We start from the raw sequence: 20,242 nt of genomic DNA on the forward strand, positions 1-20,242 counted from the left end.
ACATACAAAAAGAGAAGACCTATCAGGTCCTCTCTAGATGTTAGCTTTTCGTCACCCACTACAGTTGACAAAGAACCTTATTAATAGAAAAAATAACCAATTATCTTCTTGGACCAACTGGTTTAGCAGGAATTCAGCCTATATTTAAACAAAAATTCCCATTAACTTACAAATATTTTCAGCAATACTCAGAAGATAGCAACTTATCTAAGGAAAACATGTTTTATGTTCAAGATTTTCTTGCTTTTTATCTTAAAAGAGATTTATTTCTCTGTAATGATAATGAGATTGAATTGTTGGTTGAAGAAGCAGTATATGCACTTGAAAAGCAAAAAGGCGAAGTTTTTATTGATTTTTTAAAGTGGTTAATGAATAAAATGAGATGTAACTATCACAAAAGATATGAATTTACACCTCGATACACATTAGAACAGGAGACTAACGCTTATGAGTTAGACGAATATTTAGAATTACTGTATTTTCTTTTTAATGACAATTACATTAGAAAAGAAGATATGCTTTATAAAGCAGCAATCTCAAAAGACTACGCAGATACCTGGCTATTTCTAGCACTTCATTTTATATGTGCGCTACGTGGAACAGATTTAGAACAACTTGGACATCCACAACTTCCTAGAACACCGAAAGAAGTTCTAAAATCAGTTAGAAGTGGTAATTGGAGTAGCAGTGAGGCAAGAAGAACTCTTTTAAGTATTACAACTCGTTTAACTTATTTAAATATTACTCCAAACAAAACAAAGCGAACTAAAAATATTAGTCAGATTAAATTTCAGGTCCCTGAGAGTTGTCAGGTATTGATTGGAACGTTGTTGGCTATCTGTGAAGCTCATTATCAGTTGAATAAAGATAATAATGATGAACCTTTAATTCGACAAATAAAAGAATATAAACGAATTAATCGATATATGGGGAAAGAAATTGGAGACTTATTTCTTGAAAGGAATTTTAGTTCTAGATCTGCAAATAAATCCTATCTTCAAACTGTTGCCATGTTAGCAGATGATGTTTTGCAAGAAAAATCTGAGTTAAATATTAAAGGCTATTTTTTAGCCGCATTAGCCCGTAGCCATAAAGGTTCATTCGATGAATTTGCACAAACTACAACAACGTACCTAAAAGATGCCCAACTAAGCCAGCTTAAACCAGAAATGGTTGCGAGAGAACTATTTGAACGAGGTGTTTTATCTATGATTCCATCAATGATCCTGACGATTGTAACTAGAGGAAAGTATAAAGAATTAAGTCCTAGTCAACAGACTCAGATGATTAAACAGTTAGATTTGACACCAAATGAGATTGAAAAAACATTGGCTTTAAGCATTCAGGCAGAAGTGAAATCGCAAAAGGCATTAAAGATTTTGGTAGAAGAAGAAGCAGAGCCTAATCAACTTCTTACTATTTGTCATCGTATAGGAAACGGTGAAGCCTTCTCAAAACAAGGTGAAAGCATGTGTCTTTTATCTGCGCTTGGAAAGATTTGTCCATATGACGATAGGCAACATTGCATCGGTTGTCATTATGAATTACAAACGAAATCTACTTTATTGTTATTAGTAGGAGAATTCAATCGTTTGAACAAACAATACTCTAGAGTTCGAACTGATTTAGAAAAAGGTAAAATTCGGAGTATTTTAGAAGAACAAATAAAACCTTGTTTAACTGAAATGTTGCAAGCTTTATGCGAGCAATATGGAGATGACGTGTTACATGATTACGAAGAAATAATAAAGGAGTTAATAAATTGAACAATCAAGCTAAACTTTTTAAAATTGAAAATTATTTTGAAACTTTTGACCGTGATTGTGTTCTGCGAGCAAAAGAAGTTTTCGATGACTATTTTGATAAAGGAATTATTCTAAGTTACGATTTTGATCATAAGAAATGGGAAACTACAAATGAATATGCCAATATTAGCCTGTTTTTTAACATTTCTGAATTTCAATATAGGAGATTTTATCAATCAATTTTTCAGTTGCCTTATAAGGAATTTATCGATTACTTAAAAAGTTTTATTGTTTTCTCAATGAAACAACATGTTTTAAAAACTTTACAGCTATTTCTAATGGATATTAAACAAATTATTAAAAATACAACCAAAGATACGTTTTTAGATTTAGAAAATATTTCTGTAAAATTTCCTGGTTTATGTATTGACTTTTTCTCAAATCTTCCCTGTTCAGATGATAGTCAACTAAATCAACTATTGGAGCAATTAGATAATAAATTAACTATCAACCTTCAAAAAAAGCAGAGGTCAAAACAGCAAAGACAATTAGCGCAATTTCAATCCTATTTTACTTTTAATGACATTTTAAATGATTATTGGTCTCAAACATTATCTAAGAAAGAACGTCTATTTTATTATCCATTGTATCTCTGGTGGCAGATTACAGCAATTTTACCTTTAAGGCCAAGAGAATTTCTTTTAATACAAAGAAACTGTTTAACCGAGAAAGATGGAAAATATTTTCTTACATTAAGGAGAAATATAATCAAAGGAAGGGATCGACTTGTTGCACATAAAATTTCTGAAGATTATACTTTGAATACTTATGAAATTACTAATTCATTAGCTTCTGAAATAAAGACTTACCTCAAACTTACGGAAAATGATAATTCTACTAAATTAGATACATTATTTGTGACTGATCCTCATTATAACCGTTGGGGTCGTCGAACAGGTGTTAATAACCGATTTTTAACTTACACTAATCTCAATACTATTTTGAGGTATTTTTTTAATGAGATTATTTCTCAAAAATACGGTTATCAAGTTAATTATTTTAGTTTTCCAGCTAGATTAGATGAAAACGAGATTAATTTGATTCATATTGGGGATACGAGACACATTGCAATGATCAATTTAATTGCAGAAGGGGCTAGTCCTGTTACAGCTATGCTTTTAGCTGGTCATGAAGATGTGACAACTTCATCTCACTATTTTTCAAATTTAAGCCAATTTATTGAATGTCGTAGTTATCAAATGTATCGTAAACTAACGAGTAAGAATACGAATTACACCATAAGTAAGAGACAGCCATTTTATACAGCACAAGGACAATACATCACTTTAGAAAATAAAGGACGGTGTTACTCACCCCGCTTTGCGAAAGGTGATTATTCAGATTGTCTGAAAGTTATTAGTGAGCATGCAGAACTAGGTGCTTGTACGAGCTGCCCTTTTTACCGTAAAGCAGGTAAAGATTATTTTTCAATGGATAAAACATTTAAAAAGTCAGTTGATGAAAAAGCTATGGTTGTAGATGAAGCGATTAGAAAAGTTAGGCAAGGGAAAGGTCATATTGAAGATATTGGAGAAGCTTTGTTGAAATTAAAAACAGTTAGCAATACCTATCAAGATTACTTAAATGCTAAACAACTATCTTTAGAGGAGAATAAGTCTAATGGCTAGAAAGAAATCAATTTCTGATGATGAATTGATTCATTTGTTTGAACAGTATTTAATTTCCCAGTGTTCCTGTGATTTAAGCTTGGTAAAAATCCCTCGGTTTGGTGACTATGTTAGGAATAATGGCTATCAAAATGTTGCGGATACAACCATTAGACGTAATAAAAGATTCAGGGATTTTTTAAAAGAAAGTGAAATTAAATACCAAGATGAAAATTATGAAGCTGTAATTACTTATAAGACCATAGATCCTGACAATTTTATGGCAAAAAATCGTGCTCCAGGTGCTATGAAAAGAGCATTGGTGGAAATTAGCCAATACTACAAGAAAATAGCAAACATTGCGGCCAGCTATAAACAAGAAGCAGATAAGTTACGTAGTTTAAATTCTGAACTACAGTCAACTAATGAAGATTTAAAACAGAAGCTACAAAGAGAAAATGAGTTAAGTGATGAGAATCAAAAACTATTACAAATAATCAAAACAAGTGTCTATCCAGAAATTGCGAATGAGCTTTTAAAAGAAGAAGGATTGTTAAAATATTCTCAAAAGGTTATCAGTGAGGATTTCCTAGCAGACAATATCATCACCGCTGATTCAGAAATAGATTTTCATTCTGGTGGTCTTATTGAACAAGAAAATCCTCAAAAATTAACTAAAGTGGTTTCTATTAAAAACTTACTAGACAGCAAAACTAATTATAAATGAGGAAAGAAATGAACAAGAAAGTTAAAGATAATCCAGCTATTTACATGTACTGGGATCAAAAACGAAATGTTCTTGACCCCAAAAAATTATCGTCAAATAGTTTAAAATATGCCTATTGGTCTTGCCCTTATTGTCAACACCATTGGGAAGCGAAAATCATTGATGTGCAGCTTGACAGTTATGAATATCTTAGGTGTTGCCCCCATTGTGGATTAGGTGAACGTTCCATTGATGAAAATGAGAGCGTCCTTCAGGTTTATCCCGATTTCAGAAATTATATAAACTACAGCATTGAGCAAGATGAAGAATTAGATGAGAAACTTCTTACCTTGCCGTTCAATAGTAAAAGAAAATTCAATTTTAAATGTCCGACGTGTCAATTAAGTTGGAAAGATTCTGCGACAAATAAGAGGTTATTTCAACTAACAAGTGGGGATTTATTTCATTTTGGCTGCAATGAAACTTCCTATCATTGCGATTACAAATCAATTTATCCAAATTTAGCTAAAATCTATAGCGAACATTTAAACAAATTTAAATTTAACGAACTGAAGCTGAGTTACAATATAACAGTACCTATCCATTGGGAATGTGATAAGTGTCATTGCAAATTTGAATTATCTATTGATAGATTATTGAACCGAATTAAAAGAAGTGGTCATTACTGTTTGGAGTGTCATTCTTCATTTGAAGAGTTATTGGATAAAGATTTTGATGTTTCTCCTCTATCTTTTTTAAATTCTTCCATGCTCAAGGAGTGGTCTAAAAGGAACAATATTACACCTAATCAAGTTGATGTATTATCTAATGTTCATGTGTTATGGGAATGTACGAATTGTCACGGAGAGTATTCATGCTCACTATTTGAAAAAACAGATAGGTCTTGTCCATTTTGTTCAAATAGAGAAAAACTTCAGGATTTTAATACACTAAATGAAACACATCCCTATTTGAGGGAATTTTGGGACCTCAGTAATGAAAGGGATTTTTCCGAATATTGGTTTAAGTCAAATAATGTAGTTAGTTGGGTTTGTCCTTGTTGTAAAATCAACTTTCAATGTAGCCCAGCCGAAATGATCAGTCGAACCGATTTAGAAAATCAAAACTTTCAAACATGTCCCAATCAATGTGACTGGAGGACTGAGGTATTTAAAAATAATATTTTCCTTAAAGAACCAAAACTCATCAAAGAATGGAGCGATAAAAATAAAATTCCTATTCATTTATCTCAGACAACAATAGAAACGAAAAAATATTGGTGGGATTGTTCAAAGTGTCATGGGACATATTTATGTTCTATCCCAATTCGAAGAGAAGTTTCTCAGTGTTGTCCTTTCTGTAACAACGATAAGCCTCTGAATGGGTATAATACATTTGATTATTTGTACCCTGAACTAGCAAAATTGTGGGCACCAAATAATAAAGTCTCAATAGATAGTTTTGTTCCATTATTAACTGAAAAAAGGTTTTATTTATGGCGCTGCAAAGAATGTAACTTCGAATTTCATGAGCGCTTCAGCATTATATTAAATAAGTATTTAAATTCCGAGACAAAAGATCTTAAAGAAATGTGTCCATTTTGTGCAGAATTAAAAGAAAGACAAGATAATATCTCATTTGAAGATTTGATGAACGAGTGGGACTATCTTAACAATCTTATTCTAGGGGATCCAGAAAGAATCCCAAATAATACGCAATTAAGATTTTGGTGGATTTGTAAGAATAATCCAGAGCATCGTTATAGAATGGCTATTGTAGATAAGATTGCAAATGTAAAACGATCTATCGAGCCATGCATATTTTGTAAAGGGCGTAGACGAAAAAGAGAACATTTTGTTCCTTATAGGAAAATTTAAAAAACAGGTTCAAATTTGAACTTGTTTTTTATCATAGATTTTTATAAAGTACATTATTTTAAAAGATTGTATTTTTAGTTTTCAAGTAGATAGTGTACAGAATTTTAGTATGCGAAAGATTTAGTTTTCACGGGAATAAAGTACATTTTTTGCTCAAAAATTTTTTTCGGTTAACTGAAATAGCCCCTATAACATCTTTCCGAAAAACTATAATTTTCTTGAAAAATATATCTGGCTATGCTATACTACTAGTATAGCAAGATTTGGAGAAAAACATGAAACGCGAGATCTTATTAGAACGGATTGATAAACTCAAACAAGTCATGCCTTGGTACGTCTTAGAATATTACCAATCAAAACTGGCCGTTCCATACAGTTTTACAACCTTATACGAATACTTAAAGGAATACGATCGATTTTTCACCTGGGTCTTGGAATCTGGTATATCGGATGCTGACACTATGGCCAATATTCCCTTAGACGTTCTGGAGCACATGACCAAGAAAGACATGGAATCATTTATCCTTTACTTACGTGAACGTCCTCTGCTCAATGCCAATACGACGAAAAACGGGGTTTCTCAAACAACCATTAACCGTACCCTTTCGGCACTTTCTAGTCTATATAAATATTTGACTGAGGAAGTTGAAAATGAGCAAGGGGAACCTTATTTCTACCGCAATGTCATGAAGAAGGTTGCGACCAAGAAAAAGAAAGAAACCTTGGCGGCCCGAGCTGAAAATATCAAGCAAAAACTCTTTTTAGGTGACGAGACAGAAGGTTTCCTTAACTATATCGACCAGGAATACCCTCAAACACTCTCCAATCGCGCCTTATCTTCATTCAATAAGAATAAAGAGCGAGATTTAGCCATTATCGCACTCCTTCTTGCCTCTGGTGTCCGTTTATCTGAGGCCGTCAACCTCGATCTTCGAGACCTCAATCTTAAGATGATGGTGATTGACGTTACTCGAAAAGGTGGAAAACGAGACTCAGTCAATGTTGCTGCCTTTGCTAAGCCTTATTTAGAGCAATATCTTGCTATTCGAGACAAACGTTATAAGACAGAAAAGACTGATACAGCCCTCTTCTTAACCTTGTATCGAGGTGTTCCAAACCGGATTGATGCTTCTAGTGTTGAAAAGATGGTGGCCAAGTATTCTGAAGACTTCAAAGTCCGCGTAACCCCCCACAAACTGCGCCATACTCTTGCAACCCGTCTCTATGATGCAACCAAATCTCAAGTTTTGGTCAGCCACCAACTGGGACATGCTAGTACACAAGTTACCGACTTGTATACGCATATCGTTAATGATGAACAGAAAAATGCCTTGGATAGTTTATAAGACACATAATATAAATTATGTAATATTTTAGTGTTAGAAAAAGAGCGTAAGATTTTTTATGGTATCTTACGCTCTTTTATTCTTTCTATAAAAATTCGATCCAATAATTACGGTGTGGCTCAATAATGACTGGTTTTCCCCAGAATGATTTTAGATAGGCCAAGTTTGCAGGAGTGACCGGTCTTTTTTCACCATTGAACTTCTCTGCACTCTCTTCTGTTAGAAAGCATTTAACTGCTTCATATGGTGTGCCATCGCTCGCTATTCGATCAATTCCTAAATACGCAATTTCATCACCGGCTTTTGGAAAATCTGTAAATAGTTTACCAATAAAATAAACCGTCTTATCTTTCATTAATTCATAAGCCTTACTATTTTCCAGTCTGTTATTCGCTGCAGCGTACATAATACAAAAACTGTCCACAATATCTTTCAAAGGCATTAATTCTTCTTTGCTGACTATAATTTCGTCGGGAGCAAGTCCACCAATGATTAAATTTTGATAATGAGGTTGCTGGATGACATTATCTAAAGCCATTCCTAATGGTAGCTTGACAGCTTGATAGCCTAATGGTTCTAGCTCTTGCTTTTTCTGGTCAAGGTGTTCTTGTGTAATACTGATATTCAAATCATATGGACTTGAAGGTTGTTGCTTTCTAAAAAAAGCCACTACTATACGATCTAACTGTTCAAATAGACCAAGTTTTTCAACTGGAATTTTCATCATCGAATATGATCCCCTTTTTGTTCAGATTTCCTCTATATTCTACTCTCATTATTTTTGAATATCAAGAAAAGAAGCCGTGTCATGAACTAACTTTTGATGATAAATCTTAAAAATTTTTGTTTGACATGTTTCTCTTCATCAGCTCTTACCTCATGAATAGCTAACTATAAAAGATAATACAGAAGATCCTACCATTCTTCAGCCATGGACTAGTTGAGTTTTATCACTTCGTCAGCTTTTTCCCAAATTACTGGATTATGGGTTGCGATAATGATTATACGCTCTTGATTCTTTAACATTAAGAGCAAGTCCATCACCTCTTGTGAGGTTTCTGGATCCAGTGCTGCAGTTAGTTCATCTGCCAAAATTAAAGGTGGATCTTTTAAAATGACTTTAGCTAATGCGACACGTTGCGCCTCTCCCCCAGATAATTCATAAATCTTTTGATCCAGAGCAAGGTAAGCCAATCCTACTTTTTTGAGCACTTCTTCTTCTTGCTGCTTCTTCTCTTTTTTCGTTAATTTTTGCCCAATCAATCCCAAATCTAAATTTGTAGCGATAGTCTCGTTTTCAAGCAGGCCAAAGTTTTGAAAGAGATAACCTAATTCACGCTTAAAGAAGTGATGCTGTTTGATTTGTTTCAGTTCTTGCCCTTTATAGCTTATACTCCCTTTTTCATAAGGCTCTATCTTCGCCAAGATATTAAGCAAGGTTGTTTTACCACACCCACTATTTCCGATCAGAGCATAGACCTTACCTTCTGTAAATTGCAAGCTCAAATCTTGAAAGACCGTTCGTTGGCCAAATGATTTGGTTAAATGTTCTATGCTAATCATATTAGGCTCCTTTCAGTACAGTGGCTAACAAGTGGTCTTCTTTATGAGACCGGTACAGGAGAATGAACCAAGCATTAGTAATAAATAGCAAGAGAGTGACAAGAGCAATCCACCATTCCGAAGTGAGAATGAATACCAGGAGGCTTCCTAATAGTAAGAGGCCACTTTCTGAGAGCAAAATCATTTGGTGAATGTTTACAAATCCCAGACCTGCAATCTTCTTCAAGAAGATTTGTTTTCTAAACTCTTCAAAATATAGGAAATTCATAGTGTTAAAAAGAAGAACAGAGGTTGCTATACCAAAGACTCCTCCTGCAATCGCCATGAGATTTTCTATTTGTATGTTTTGGGCCATTTGCTGGTAAACGTCCACTGCATAGTCGTACTGACTAACACTTTTTTCAAGATTATACTCAGCGATTAGCTTCTTACTATTCTGAAGTCCATTAAAATAAAGGTAGGGATTTAGATGGGTGAAATATGGATTCACATAGCCTCCAAAACTTTCAGGTTGAATAACCACTAAAACAGGATCTGTAAAGAATTGTTTATAGCTGATTGGTGTGTTGTTGTAGATAAAGCGTTTTTGATGATTCGGAATATACGTTACATGCGCCTTCATTGATAAGGTGATATTTCCTTGATCATCTCGAGGAGATAGATAATCTTCATATCGTTTGATCATCTCATCTTCTCGACCTTTTAATTTTTCCGGAAGCAAGAGACCAAATTCTCCTGCTTGTAAGTGATTTAAGTAATCTTTTTCTTCAGGAGATACTGGAACATCTTGGATTTCTAGGTAATTTGGAGTTACATAGAGAGTTCGTGCAAGTGGATCGTAATCTGTGATTGAAAACTCTTTACCTGTACTAGGATCCGTCATAACTCCTTTTGAACTAAAAAATACGAGATTATGATAAGCTAAAAGACCACCATTTTCAATACCAGACTCGATGAGCTTGGACCATTTCTCCACATCCTCCTTCAGACCCTCTTTACTGATATTCTGATAGAAATATTCTCGATTTGTACCAATTTGGACCCAGTTCGACTGTTTAGACCAAGCCTCACTTCCCTCTTGGTAAGTTTGCCAGACGGATCCATAAATACTGATTCGATGAACTGCAAGACCAATTAGTGTGACAGCGAGAAATTGACAAATAAAGAGGAAAACCAAAATGCGCTTTAATGGAACTTTCCCTTTTAGAAGGGTGACTAAATGCATTGTTTGAATACTATATGCAAAGAGGAAGGATAAGATAGCAGATAAAATAAGTAACATCCCATTGTAAATGATACTACTCGAAATGATGATGGAATAGGAAAAGGGTGTCAATTGAAAAAAATAAATCAGAACCGCACCCATTATACTTGTGACAATACATCCAAAAAGCAACTCTATACTATCATCTTTTAAGGAATGTCCAAAAAGTTGCAAGCGTCTCATTCCTGAGATATATCGAATCCCAGAGCTTCTCATTTCAAGTGTTTTCTGGATAATCGTCAAAGCGCTAAAACTAATGATAAAAATAACCAAGGCAAGTGATTGTGAACCGGAGCCAAAAAAGGCAATAAAGGTCTGCAGAGGATTTGGTTTCTCTATAAAAGTTTGTGAGAAACCAAGAGTATGAAGCGTTTGATCCAGCTTTTCAGTTTCTAATTCACCTGATAATACATAATAATTCGTTAGCAGGCTTTCTTTGGCAGCCAGTTCTTTCTTCTCTTTTTTAATTCCAGAAGGAAGTTTTCCCTCTCCGAAGATATCATAGGTGAAAACAACTTGCCCTTTAGAATCTGTTCTTTGTATCTGACCGGCAATTATACTATGATTTTCCCTTGCCAAACGGTCTAAACTGGAAGATAAGTCTTCATATGTGACGCTCTTTTCTTGTCTCTGCACACTTACTACCGGAAGACTGCGGTGGATAAGCGTATTTGGAGAAATAAAGGCAATCCAAATCAAAAAGCTAGAGATGAAAAGGTTTGATAAAATAATAAAGACACGTTTCATATCATCACACTTTCTAAAGCAGAAAAGGAAAGTAATACCTAGCTAGTCAATTAATTTCGTTGTTTAATAATTACTGAGTTTTACAAATTACAGTTACATTCTTTGTAAGCGAATACACTTTTCCACCTTTACTATACCACAAAATCCTTAGTAAAACAATAATTTCTATGTGAAACTAGTTTCAAAAAAGAGATCCGCTTCTGCGAATCTCTTTTGACTTTATTCCACCACAGCTTCAGCAATTTCTTCTGCAGTGATTCCTGCGAAGTAACGGCCTAGGTTAATGGTTTGTAGGGCTTTAAGAACATCTTCGCGTTCGTATTTTACACCACGAAGGACATCTTCTACTGCTGCAACATCTTCGATACCAAAGAAGTCTCCATAAATCTTGATGTCTTGGATCTTTGACTCGATAACGTTAGCAAAGATTTCAACCTTACCGCTTGGGAATTTTGTTCCACGACGGACGTTATACTCTGGTGATTTACCATAGTTCCAATCCCATGTCCCAAACTTAGTATCTTTAATACGGTTGATTTCAGCCAATTCTTCATCTGAAAATACATATTCTGTCATTTCAGGATATTCTTTTTTCATGTAGTCCAAAAGTAGGTCACGGAACTCTTCAACAGTGATCTTTTCTGGCAACTCATCGATGATATTGGTCACACGAGCACGGACTGATTTAACCCCTTTAGACTCAAACTTATCTTTAGACACTTTAAGTGCGTTAGCTAGGACTGACAAATCCACGTCAAAGAGAAGACAACCGTGGTGCATGATGCGTCCGTTGATGTAGGCTTGGGCATTTCCACAGAATTTCTTACCATCAATCTCTAAGTCATTACGACCCGTGAATTCAGCCTTAACCCCAAGTTGAGCCAAGGTGTTGATCACGGGAGTCGATAAGCTCTTGAAATCAAAGGCCTTGTTTTCATCTTCTTTTGAAATGATGGTGTAGTTGAGGTTGTTCAAATCGTGATAAACAGCCCCACCACCACTGATCCGGCGAATCACTTCAATCCCATGCTCCCGAACGTAGTCACGGTTGATTTCTTCGATGGTATTTTGGTGGCGACCAACGATAATAGATGGTTTATTAATCCAAAGTAGGAAGATTTGATCTTCATCTAAAAGGTGTTTAAAGGCATATTCTTCCAAAGCAATATTAAAAGCAGTATCATTTGAATAATTAATAATGTATTTCATAAGATTCCTTTATATACGATAGAGACTGGTCCAGCATTTGCTGTCCAGCCATTCTATCATTTCAAATATTATTTCTTCTTAGGTGAGTGAACAGCCAAGCCGAGTACATCCGCAAAGGCTTCGTACATCACTTCTGAGAAGGTTGGGTGACCATGAATAGTCTTGAGCATTTCTTCCACAGTGATTTCCATCTCAATGATAGTAGAAGCTTCGTTGATCAATTCAGCAGCAGCTGGACCAATGATATGCACTCCAAGAACTTCACCGTATTTCTTGTCTGCAATGACTTTAACGAATCCTTGAGCCGCATCTGATGCAATGGCACGACCGTTCGCCGCAAAGTTAAACTTACCGATTTGAACATCATATTTCTCACGAGCTTGTTCTTCTGTCAAACCAACAGCTGCAACTTCTGGAAGTGTGTAGATGGCCGCAGGAGTCAAGTTCAATTTGGCAACAGCATGATTTCCTTTAAGAGCATTTTCGGCCGCTACTTCACCCATACGGAAGGCAGCGTGAGCCAACATCTTAGTACCGTTGATGTCACCTGGTGCATAGATACCTGGAACAGACGTTTCCATGTATTCATTAACCTTGATCCGTCCACGATCCAATTCAAATTCAACATCTCCGATACCTTCAAGGTCTGGAACACGACCGATTGAGAGAAGAGCTTTGTTGGCGATGATATCATCTTTGCCTTCAACCTTGATACGGAGTTTACCATCTTCTTCAATGATTTCTTGCAATTTCGTATCCGTCAAGATGGTCATACCTTTACGTTCAAGGATCAAGCGAAGGTTCTTAGATACTTCCGCATCCATAGCTGGAACAATACGGTCCATCATTTCGATAACCGTAACCTTAGAACCGAAGGTCATGAAGGCTTGTCCAAGTTCGATTCCGACAACCCCGCCACCAATGATCACGAGGCTTTCTGGAACTTCATTCATTTCAAGGATGTCGTCACTTGTCATGACTAGTGGAGATTCCATTCCTGGAACGTTAACCTTGCTGACTTTGGAACCACCAGCAAGGATGATTTTCTTCGTTTCAAGCAATTCAGAACCATTGACTAGGACGTTCTTATCCTTAGTGATAGTACCGATACCCTTATGAACATCCACTCCGTAGCTGCGAAGAAGCCCTGCAACGCCACCAACCAAGGTATTTACGACCTTGTTCTTGGTTTCAAGTACCTTATCCATATCTACTGAGAAACTTGGATTTTCAATGATAATACCACGGTTGGCTGCATGTCCGATATTTTCGATAATTTCAGCGTTGTGGAGGTAAGTCTTAGTTGGGATACATCCGCGGTTCAAGCACGTTCCACCAAGTTCAGATTTCTCAACAAGAGCAACCTTACCACCTAGTTGAGCTGCCTTAATAGCAGATACGTAACCAGCAGGACCCCCACCGATCACTACGATATCATAAGCATCATCGCTCTTATTGTCATCGTTTGAAGCACTTGCTGCAGCTGGTGCTGGACTCGCTTCTGGTGCTGCTCCAGCGGTTGGGATGTTTTCCCCTTCTTCACCAAGATAACCGATTACTTCTGTTACAGGAACCGTTTCTCCGTCCCCTTTCAAGATAGCGATCAAGTAGCCGTCTTCTTCCGCTTCCAACTCCATGCTGACTTTGTCTGTCATGATTTCAAGGAGCACTTCTCCTTCTTTTACAAATTCGCCGACTTTTTTATTCCACTGAACGATTTGTCCTTCGGTCATATCTACGCCGGCTTTTGGCATAATTACTTCTAAGGCCATTTTATTTCCCTCTTTTTCTTGTTTCTATTCTCTCTCGTTGATTAGACCAACATTGAAATCGGGTCTTCAATCAAGGCTTTCAAGTCTTTCATGAATTTGGCACCGGCCATTCCATCGACGACGCGGTGGTCAATGGTCAAGCCCAAGCTCATGATTGGACGAATAACGATTTCACCATTCACAACCACTGGTTTTTCAACCGTTGCACTAACTCCAAGGATGGCAGAGTTTGGTTGGTTGATAATCGGTCCAAATGATTGAACGCCAAACATTCCTAAGTTACTGATGGTAAAAGTTGAGTTTTGCAATTCACTTGGCGCAAGCTTACCATCCAAAGTACGTCCGATAACGTCCTTGAAGGCTACCACCAACTCTGACAAGGTCATCTTTTCAGCATTGTAGACAACTGGAGTCATCAAGCCATTGTCCATCCCAACTGCCATCGCTAAGTTGACATAATTGTGAGTGATGATGGTTTTGCCATCTTCTGTCAATGACGCATTGATGTATGGGTGTTTCATCAAGGTCTTAACCACTGCTAGAGAAAGCAAATCTGTTACAGTGACTTTCTTGCCAGTGGCCTCCATAATTGGATCCAATACCTTCTTACGAAGGGCCAACATTTGAGACATATCAACGTCATAGTTCAAAGTAAAGGTTGGTGCTGTCAAGTAAGATTCCACCATCCGTTGAGCAATCACCTTCCGCATTGGTGTCATCGGAATCCGCTCGATCTCACCATAAGGTGTCACATTATCAGGAACTTCTTCGACTTTTTCAATTTGAGCAGGTGACTTAATGGTCTCATTCTCAATATTTTCAGGAAGGAAAGCAAGGACGTCCTTCTTCATAATCTTACCACGATGACCAGTTCCTTGGATTTCTTGCCAAGCAATATTGTGTTCTAAAGCAATTCGTTTTGCAAGTGGTGAAATGCGAACCACATTTGTGTCTTTATAGGTTTCCACGTCTTCTTTGTGGACACGACCGTTTGCGCCTGAACCAGAAACATCATAGAGGTTGATCCCAAGATCATCCGCTAATTTTCTAGCCGCAGGAGTCGCTCTTAGCTTATCATCAGCCATGACCTCTCCTATTCTATTATAAGATATTAAGGACGTAGAGGACAAAGAAAAAATAGGAGATTGACGCTGTGTTCGATGAACACAAGGAAATCTATCTTTTTTTCACGGTCCTCCGTCCGGATTCAGTTACAATGATGCAAGAGCTTTTAGCCCGTGCTCTAATCTAAGATATTAAGGACGCAGAGAACTTTGTACCTTAAAAGATACAAAGTTTCCTCGTCTAATTCATTGGTTGTTACATAATTTATGTTATGTATTATTCTTTATTATACGTTTTACGAATGGCTTCTTTGATGCTTTCAACTGTTGGAATCATTGCATTCTCAAGGTTTTGTGCGTAAGGCATTGGCACATCTTCCCCCGCACAACGGCGGATTGGTGCATCCAAGTAATCAAATGCTTCTGATTCAGAAATAATAGCTGAAATTTCACCAATATAGCCACTTGTTTTGTGGGCATCATTGACAAGGACTACTTTTCCTGTTTTCTTGACAGAATTAATGATGATCTCTTTATCGAGTGGGACCAAGGTCCGTGGGTCTACTACTTCTACTGAGATGCCTTCTTCTGCCAATTCTTCAGCAGCTTGCATCACGCGACGAAGCATTTTCCCGTAGGTTACAACAGTGACATCTGTACCTTCGCGTTTGATTTCTCCGACACCAAGCGGAATCGTGTAGTCCGGATCAACAGGCACTTCCCCTTTTTGGTTGAATTCTGATTTGTATTCCAGAATGATAACGGGGTTGTTATCACGGATAGATGACTTGAGAAGTCCCTTCATATCCGCTGGCGTACCAGGAGCAACAATTTTCAAACCAGGAATATGAGTAAACCATGATTCCAAAGATTGGGAGTGTTGAGCTGCAGATCCAACTCCATTCCCAGCAGCACAGCGAATGGTCATCGGTACTTGACCTTTCCCGCCAAACATGTAGCGAGTCTTAGCAGCTTGGTTGACAATAGCATCCATGGCAATTACTGAGAAATCCATGAAGGTCATATCAACGATTGGGCGAAGTCCAGTCATGGCTGCACCAGCTGCTGCACCTGAAATTGCAGCCTCAGAAATCGGACAGTCACGGACACGTTCTGGACCAAACTCTTCCAGCATCCCTACAGAAGTCCCGAAGTCTCCACCGAACACTCCGACATCTTCTCCCATCAACAATACATTTTCGTCGCGACGCATTTCCTCATACATAGCAAGGATAATGGTATCGCGGAAAGACATTAATTTAGTTTCCATAATTCTCTACTCCCCCTTAGTCTGCGTAAATATCTTCGAAAGCTGATTCGAGTGGAGGGAATGGGCTTTCTTCCGCAAATTTCACTGAAGCTTCAACTGCTTCTTTTACTTCTTCTTGGATCTGATCCAATTCTTCTGCGCTCGCAATCTCATTTTCAAGGAGATACTTGCGAAGGTTTTCGATTGGATCTTTCTTCTTCCACTCTTCGACTTCTTCACGGGTCCGGTATTTACCAGGGTCTGAAGATGAGTGACCAAGCCAACGATAGGTGACACTCTCGATCAAGACAGGGCCTTTACCAGAGCGGACGTGATCGACTGCCTTCTTAAATCCTTCATAGACATCAATAACGTTGTTCCCATCAGGAATAAACATTCCAGGAATGCCGTAAGCAGCACTACGCTCGTGGATATGCTGGATATTGGTCATTTTCTTGATATCAGCAGAGATTCCGTAACCGTTATTGATACAGTAGAAAATAACTGGCAGATTCCAGATAGAAGCCATATTGACCGCTTCGTGGAAGACACCTTCGTTGGTTGCGCCGTCCCCAAAGAAGCAGACGACAATCTTACCAGTCTTTTTCATTTGTTGAGTAAGGGCAGCACCTACTGCAATTCCCATACCACCACCAACGATCCCGTTAGCACCAAGGTTACCAGCATCGAGGTCAGCGATATGCATGGAGCCACCCTTCCCTTTACAAGTACCCGTATATTTCCCCAGGATTTCAGCCATCATGCCATTCAAATCGATTCCTTTAGCAATGGCTTGTCCGTGTCCACGGTGGTTAGATGTCAGCAAATCATCGTCGTTTAAAGCCAACATAGCTCCAACGTTAGCCGCTTCTTCCCCAACAGAAAAGTGCGTCATACCAGGCACTTTCCCTTTTTTTACTAACTGTGCAATTTTTAAGTCCATGCGACGGATTTCTTCCATTTTACGGAACATTTCCAATAAGAGACTTTTATCTAATGTTGCCATCATTTCGCCTTTCTTAGCATTTATTCATTCATTTTTATTCTAGCCAAATATGAAAGCACTGTCAAAAATAATGCTCAAATGATTTCACAAACTATATACCTTGGAGGGAGGTTTTATAAGCATTTTCAACTTCAAATAAACCATTTCACAAACTTTTCTTTCATAAGATTACATTAAAATATAAAAAAACCGATAGGATCCTATCCTACCGGTCGTTATCTTATGATTGGCGTTGGCCAAAGTCATGAATCATTTGTTCCAATTCTTCACGACTAGGTGTAGTAAGCATATAGAGGTAATCTCCCTGAAGTTCCGCAAAGGCCGCTGGCATGTCTTTCTTGACACGGAATTGATCATGGTATTTAGCCAAAACTTCTTCCTCTGACAGAGCATAAGCTGCATTGGCACGACGAGAGGTTGCCAAGCAATAAAGAGGCTCAAACTCAGAAGCTGGGAAAGGTTCTCCTGCTACAATGGCGGCATAGCCACGGTACAAATCAATCGAGTGAGCGTAGTTGTAGACATCGATGGTAAAGCCACCTGCAGGGCGATTATTGTACTCTATCGCAATATAGTCATCCCCATCGCGGAAGAACTCAATGTGGAAGAAACGTTCCTTCATGCCAAAAGCTTTGACAATGGCTTCCCCGTATTGACGCAATATTGGATCCATCTCTTTGAGGACATAATAAGAATTGTCCATCTTGTAGAGCATCAAATCGAGTGGCGTATAGGCATAGTCAAAAGTAGTCGAGAAGACAATATTACCATCGCGATCGACCAGACCATCAAAGGTACAAATCTCACTAGAAGTGACGAATTTCTCAAAGAAATACTCCGTATGTCCATCCCATTCTGCCTTGAAATGATCTACATCTTCTGGTGTTTCAAGTTTAAAGGTCGCCGCTGCTCCTACTCCATTGTCAGGTTTGGCAATCAATGGCAACCCAATCTTCTTCACGGCCTTATCAATGTCTTTTTCTGTTTTAACCACAGCACCCGGAACGACTGGGACTCCAGCCTTCTTGAAGAGTTTCTTCATTTCGGATTTGAACTTGGTTTTCTTCAGATCTTTTGGCTTAGCCCCGAAGACATTGAATTGCTCCCGAAGCGCCGCATCCAATTCCAACCAGTATTCATTGTGGGATTCGATACGGTCGATTGGACCATGTTTGTAAAAGAGAAAGGCTACCGCACGCTTCACTTCATCCAGATTTTCCAAATTTTCAACACGGAAATATTCTGTTAAGCTGTTGCGCAAAGGCTCATCTAACTGTTCATATGGCTCTTGACCAATTCCCAAGACAGTAATCCCTTTATTAGCCAATTCAATTGTAAATTGTTGGAAGTTTTGTGGGTAATATGGTGAAATAACGATATAATTCATTGAGGTCTCCTCCCTTTTTACTTAAAGATGCATTTGGCCTAGGAAGTATGGCATTTGTTTGCGCCACCATTCCCAATCGTGGGCAACATCATGTCCCCATTCAGCGAACCATGCAGGAATATTTTTGTGATCAAAGGCTTCTTTCAGTTTGTAGAAAGATGGAAGTCCATCTTGTTCCCAAGCTCCTAAACCAGTACAAATAACGATTTCGGCCTGACGGTAACGATCGATAAACCAGCCATCATTTTGGTTCCAAATATAATCAGATGGAGAATTTTGGTAAATGGCTTCATCGCCTCCAAAATCACCAACAAAGAAACGAGCGTCATAGACACCACTCAAGGCAATCACTTTGTTGAAGACATCTGGATGTTGCAAGAAGAAATTGAGCGCGTGGTAGGCTCCCATAGAGCAACCAGTTGTCATCATCGGATTAAACCAGCCTGTTTTGTGTTTGATAAAAGGAATGGCTTCTTCAATCACATAGCGTTCATAAGCTCGGTGCATTTCTGCTCGATCGTGAGGATTCTTCCAATTACAAAGCCAGCTATCACTATCCACACTCGAAAGGGTAAAGAATTGAACCCGTCCTTCTTCGATAAACTGAGCACAAGCATCAATCATACCAAAGTCATAGTACTCGTTATGGCTTCCACCTGATGAAGCAAAGACTACAACAGGAATCCCTGCGTGTCCATAGCGATTCAAATACATTTCACGGTTGAGTTGGCCACTCCAGTGGCTTAAATGTTCAATATTCATAAGTTCCCTCTTTCTCTATAATTCTTTATTTACAGGCTATTAATCCCATTTTTCTGCCAAAAAACGAAGGCATTCTGGTAAATGTTCAGCCCAAGCTTCTTCATGGTGAATAGCACCGGATTGAATCCGAATGGCAATATGATTGAGATCGACTCCTTGTTGAATGACATCGTGATAGTAACGAAGGGATGAGTCAATATAGGCTTGCTTGATATTCCCCGCCATCAGCGTTTTATCTGTATCATCCGCCTCTTCAGTCCCCACATAGATGTAGATCCGTTGGTCTGAATATAATTTTTTGCGTTCAATATAATGATTGAAGGCATCTTGGTGCAGCCAGTTAGCGGATGAAAAGATACCTAAACAACCAATTTGATCTTGGTACTCTAAGCCCAAGAATTGGGTAATATTCCCACCCAAGGAAGAACCAATCATGGCCGTATGTTCTCGATCAGCAAGAGTCCGATATTCTTGGTCAATGAAAGGTTTCACCACCTCCATAACAAATTCGCCGTACTCAACTCCCTTGCCACCAAATTGCATGCCAGGAATATTAGATTCCTTGTACTTCCAGGCAGAGTATTCGTTCATGCGTTGGAAACCATCATTATCGATCGCAACGACAATCATGCGACTAATATCTGGATTCCGCTTAATGGCTGGAATGACTTTCCAGGAATGACCCGCATAAGCTTCCTTGCTGTACAAAACGTTTTGTCCATCGTGGAAATAAACCACAGGGTAACGTCTATCTGTATCCGTTTCATAATTCTTAGGTAATAAGACTCGCACACGACGGAGTTTTCCGGTATAAGGCACTTTCAACTCGTGTGTCTTCATATCTAAATAAAAATAGGATTTGTTCATTGTCAGAAAAC

At 38.0% G+C, this 20,242-nt stretch carries 16 protein-coding genes; 5 read left to right on the forward strand and 11 right to left on the reverse strand.

Annotation, left to right across the window (positions count from 1 at the left end):
- Positions 1–218: 218 nt before the first annotated feature.
- From M1G14_RS06245 to xerS, 5 genes are all read left to right on the forward strand, one after another.
- A complete protein-coding gene (locus M1G14_RS06245) occupies positions 219–1,766 on the forward strand; it encodes a hypothetical protein (RefSeq protein WP_006151426.1) in 1,548 nt (515 codons plus the stop codon).
- Positions 1,763–3,433: a hypothetical protein gene (locus tag M1G14_RS06250; RefSeq protein ID WP_049498825.1), complete on the forward strand. Its 1,671-nt coding sequence runs from the start codon at positions 1,763–1,765 to the stop codon at positions 3,431–3,433. The genes M1G14_RS06245 and M1G14_RS06250 overlap by 4 nt, the downstream gene beginning before the upstream one ends.
- Entirely contained in the window at positions 3,426–4,139 is a 714-nt protein-coding gene (locus M1G14_RS06255; RefSeq protein ID WP_118228166.1) for a hypothetical protein, read from the forward strand. Before M1G14_RS06250 ends, M1G14_RS06255 begins: the two co-directional genes overlap by 8 nt.
- An 8-nt stretch (positions 4,140–4,147) precedes the next feature.
- The gene (locus tag M1G14_RS06260; RefSeq protein WP_075228591.1) at positions 4,148–5,995 is read left to right on the forward strand and encodes a zinc-ribbon domain-containing protein; all 1,848 of its coding nucleotides are present in this window, start codon (positions 4,148–4,150) and stop codon (positions 5,993–5,995) included.
- 275 nt (positions 5,996–6,270) lie between these two features.
- Positions 6,271–7,341: a tyrosine recombinase XerS gene (gene xerS, locus M1G14_RS06265; protein ID WP_070465915.1), complete on the forward strand. Its 1,071-nt coding sequence runs from the start codon at positions 6,271–6,273 to the stop codon at positions 7,339–7,341.
- An 85-nt stretch (positions 7,342–7,426) separates the two neighbouring features.
- On the opposite strand, the gene M1G14_RS06270 is transcribed toward xerS, so the two are convergent.
- From M1G14_RS06270 to M1G14_RS06320, 11 genes are all read right to left on the reverse strand, one after another.
- On the reverse strand, positions 7,427–8,068 hold the full coding sequence (locus M1G14_RS06270; protein ID WP_070465916.1) for a hypothetical protein: 642 nt from the start codon (positions 8,066–8,068) through the stop codon (positions 7,427–7,429).
- 209 nt (positions 8,069–8,277) lie between these two features.
- On the reverse strand, positions 8,278–8,904 hold the full coding sequence (locus tag M1G14_RS06275) for a putative bacteriocin export ABC transporter (protein ID WP_070465918.1): 627 nt from the start codon (positions 8,902–8,904) through the stop codon (positions 8,278–8,280).
- A gap of 1 nt (position 8,905) precedes the next feature.
- Entirely contained in the window at positions 8,906–10,915 is a 2,010-nt protein-coding gene (locus M1G14_RS06280; RefSeq protein WP_247926400.1) for a DUF1430 domain-containing protein, read from the reverse strand.
- Between the two features lie 219 nt (positions 10,916–11,134).
- A complete protein-coding gene (gene lplA / locus M1G14_RS06285; protein ID WP_247926401.1) occupies positions 11,135–12,124 on the reverse strand; it encodes a lipoate--protein ligase in 990 nt (329 codons plus the stop codon).
- Between the two features lie 68 nt (positions 12,125–12,192).
- Entirely contained in the window at positions 12,193–13,896 is a 1,704-nt protein-coding gene (gene lpdA, locus M1G14_RS06290; protein WP_049507787.1) for a dihydrolipoyl dehydrogenase, read from the reverse strand.
- 41 nt (positions 13,897–13,937) lie between these two features.
- A complete protein-coding gene (locus tag M1G14_RS06295) occupies positions 13,938–14,981 on the reverse strand; it encodes a dihydrolipoamide acetyltransferase (protein ID WP_048789010.1) in 1,044 nt (347 codons plus the stop codon).
- Between the two features lie 256 nt (positions 14,982–15,237).
- Positions 15,238–16,230, reverse strand: coding sequence for an alpha-ketoacid dehydrogenase subunit beta (locus M1G14_RS06300; RefSeq protein WP_247926402.1), 993 nt, complete (start codon positions 16,228–16,230; stop codon positions 15,238–15,240).
- 16 nt (positions 16,231–16,246) lie between these two features.
- Positions 16,247–17,215 carry a thiamine pyrophosphate-dependent dehydrogenase E1 component subunit alpha gene (locus tag M1G14_RS06305; protein WP_049507842.1) on the reverse strand — a complete coding sequence of 323 codons (969 nt, stop codon included), beginning with the start codon at positions 17,213–17,215 and terminating at the stop codon, positions 16,247–16,249.
- A gap of 220 nt (positions 17,216–17,435) precedes the next feature.
- On the reverse strand, positions 17,436–18,602 hold the full coding sequence (locus M1G14_RS06310; protein WP_049507790.1) for an ATP-grasp domain-containing protein: 1,167 nt from the start codon (positions 18,600–18,602) through the stop codon (positions 17,436–17,438).
- Positions 18,603–18,623: 21 nt separating this feature from the next.
- On the reverse strand, positions 18,624–19,364 hold the full coding sequence (locus tag M1G14_RS06315; RefSeq protein WP_049507792.1) for an esterase family protein: 741 nt from the start codon (positions 19,362–19,364) through the stop codon (positions 18,624–18,626).
- 39 nt (positions 19,365–19,403) lie between these two features.
- A complete protein-coding gene (locus M1G14_RS06320) occupies positions 19,404–20,231 on the reverse strand; it encodes an alpha/beta hydrolase (protein ID WP_049492865.1) in 828 nt (275 codons plus the stop codon).
- Positions 20,232–20,242 lie beyond the last annotated feature (11 nt).

Source organism: Streptococcus parasanguinis (genome assembly GCF_023109675.1).
In the GTDB taxonomy this organism is placed as follows: Bacteria; Bacillota; Bacilli; order Lactobacillales; family Streptococcaceae; genus Streptococcus; species Streptococcus parasanguinis_I.

Coding starts and splice junctions, on each gene's coding strand:
- M1G14_RS06315 (WP_049507792.1), bottom strand. CDS start 19,364: ATGAATATTGAACATTTAAGCCACTGGAGTGGCCAACTCAACCGTGAA.
- M1G14_RS06295 (WP_048789010.1), bottom strand. CDS start 14,981: ATGGCTGATGATAAGCTAAGAGCGACTCCTGCGGCTAGAAAATTAGCG.
- M1G14_RS06305 (WP_049507842.1), bottom strand. CDS start 17,215: ATGGCAACATTAGATAAAAGTCTCTTATTGGAAATGTTCCGTAAAATG.
- lpdA (WP_049507787.1), bottom strand. CDS start 13,896: ATGGCCTTAGAAGTAATTATGCCAAAAGCCGGCGTAGATATGACCGAA.
- M1G14_RS06300 (WP_247926402.1), bottom strand. CDS start 16,230: ATGGAAACTAAATTAATGTCTTTCCGCGATACCATTATCCTTGCTATG.
- M1G14_RS06320 (WP_049492865.1), bottom strand. CDS start 20,231: ATGAACAAATCCTATTTTTATTTAGATATGAAGACACACGAGTTGAAA.
- M1G14_RS06310 (WP_049507790.1), bottom strand. CDS start 18,602: ATGAATTATATCGTTATTTCACCATATTACCCACAAAACTTCCAACAA.
- M1G14_RS06260 (WP_075228591.1), top strand. CDS start 4,148: ATGAACAAGAAAGTTAAAGATAATCCAGCTATTTACATGTACTGGGAT.
- xerS (WP_070465915.1), top strand. CDS start 6,271: ATGAAACGCGAGATCTTATTAGAACGGATTGATAAACTCAAACAAGTC.
- M1G14_RS06270 (WP_070465916.1), bottom strand. CDS start 8,068: ATGATGAAAATTCCAGTTGAAAAACTTGGTCTATTTGAACAGTTAGAT.
- M1G14_RS06275 (WP_070465918.1), bottom strand. CDS start 8,904: ATGATTAGCATAGAACATTTAACCAAATCATTTGGCCAACGAACGGTC.
- M1G14_RS06280 (WP_247926400.1), bottom strand. CDS start 10,915: ATGAAACGTGTCTTTATTATTTTATCAAACCTTTTCATCTCTAGCTTT.
- M1G14_RS06245 (WP_006151426.1), top strand. CDS start 219: ATGTTTTATGTTCAAGATTTTCTTGCTTTTTATCTTAAAAGAGATTTA.
- M1G14_RS06255 (WP_118228166.1), top strand. CDS start 3,426: ATGGCTAGAAAGAAATCAATTTCTGATGATGAATTGATTCATTTGTTT.
- lplA (WP_247926401.1), bottom strand. CDS start 12,124: ATGAAATACATTATTAATTATTCAAATGATACTGCTTTTAATATTGCT.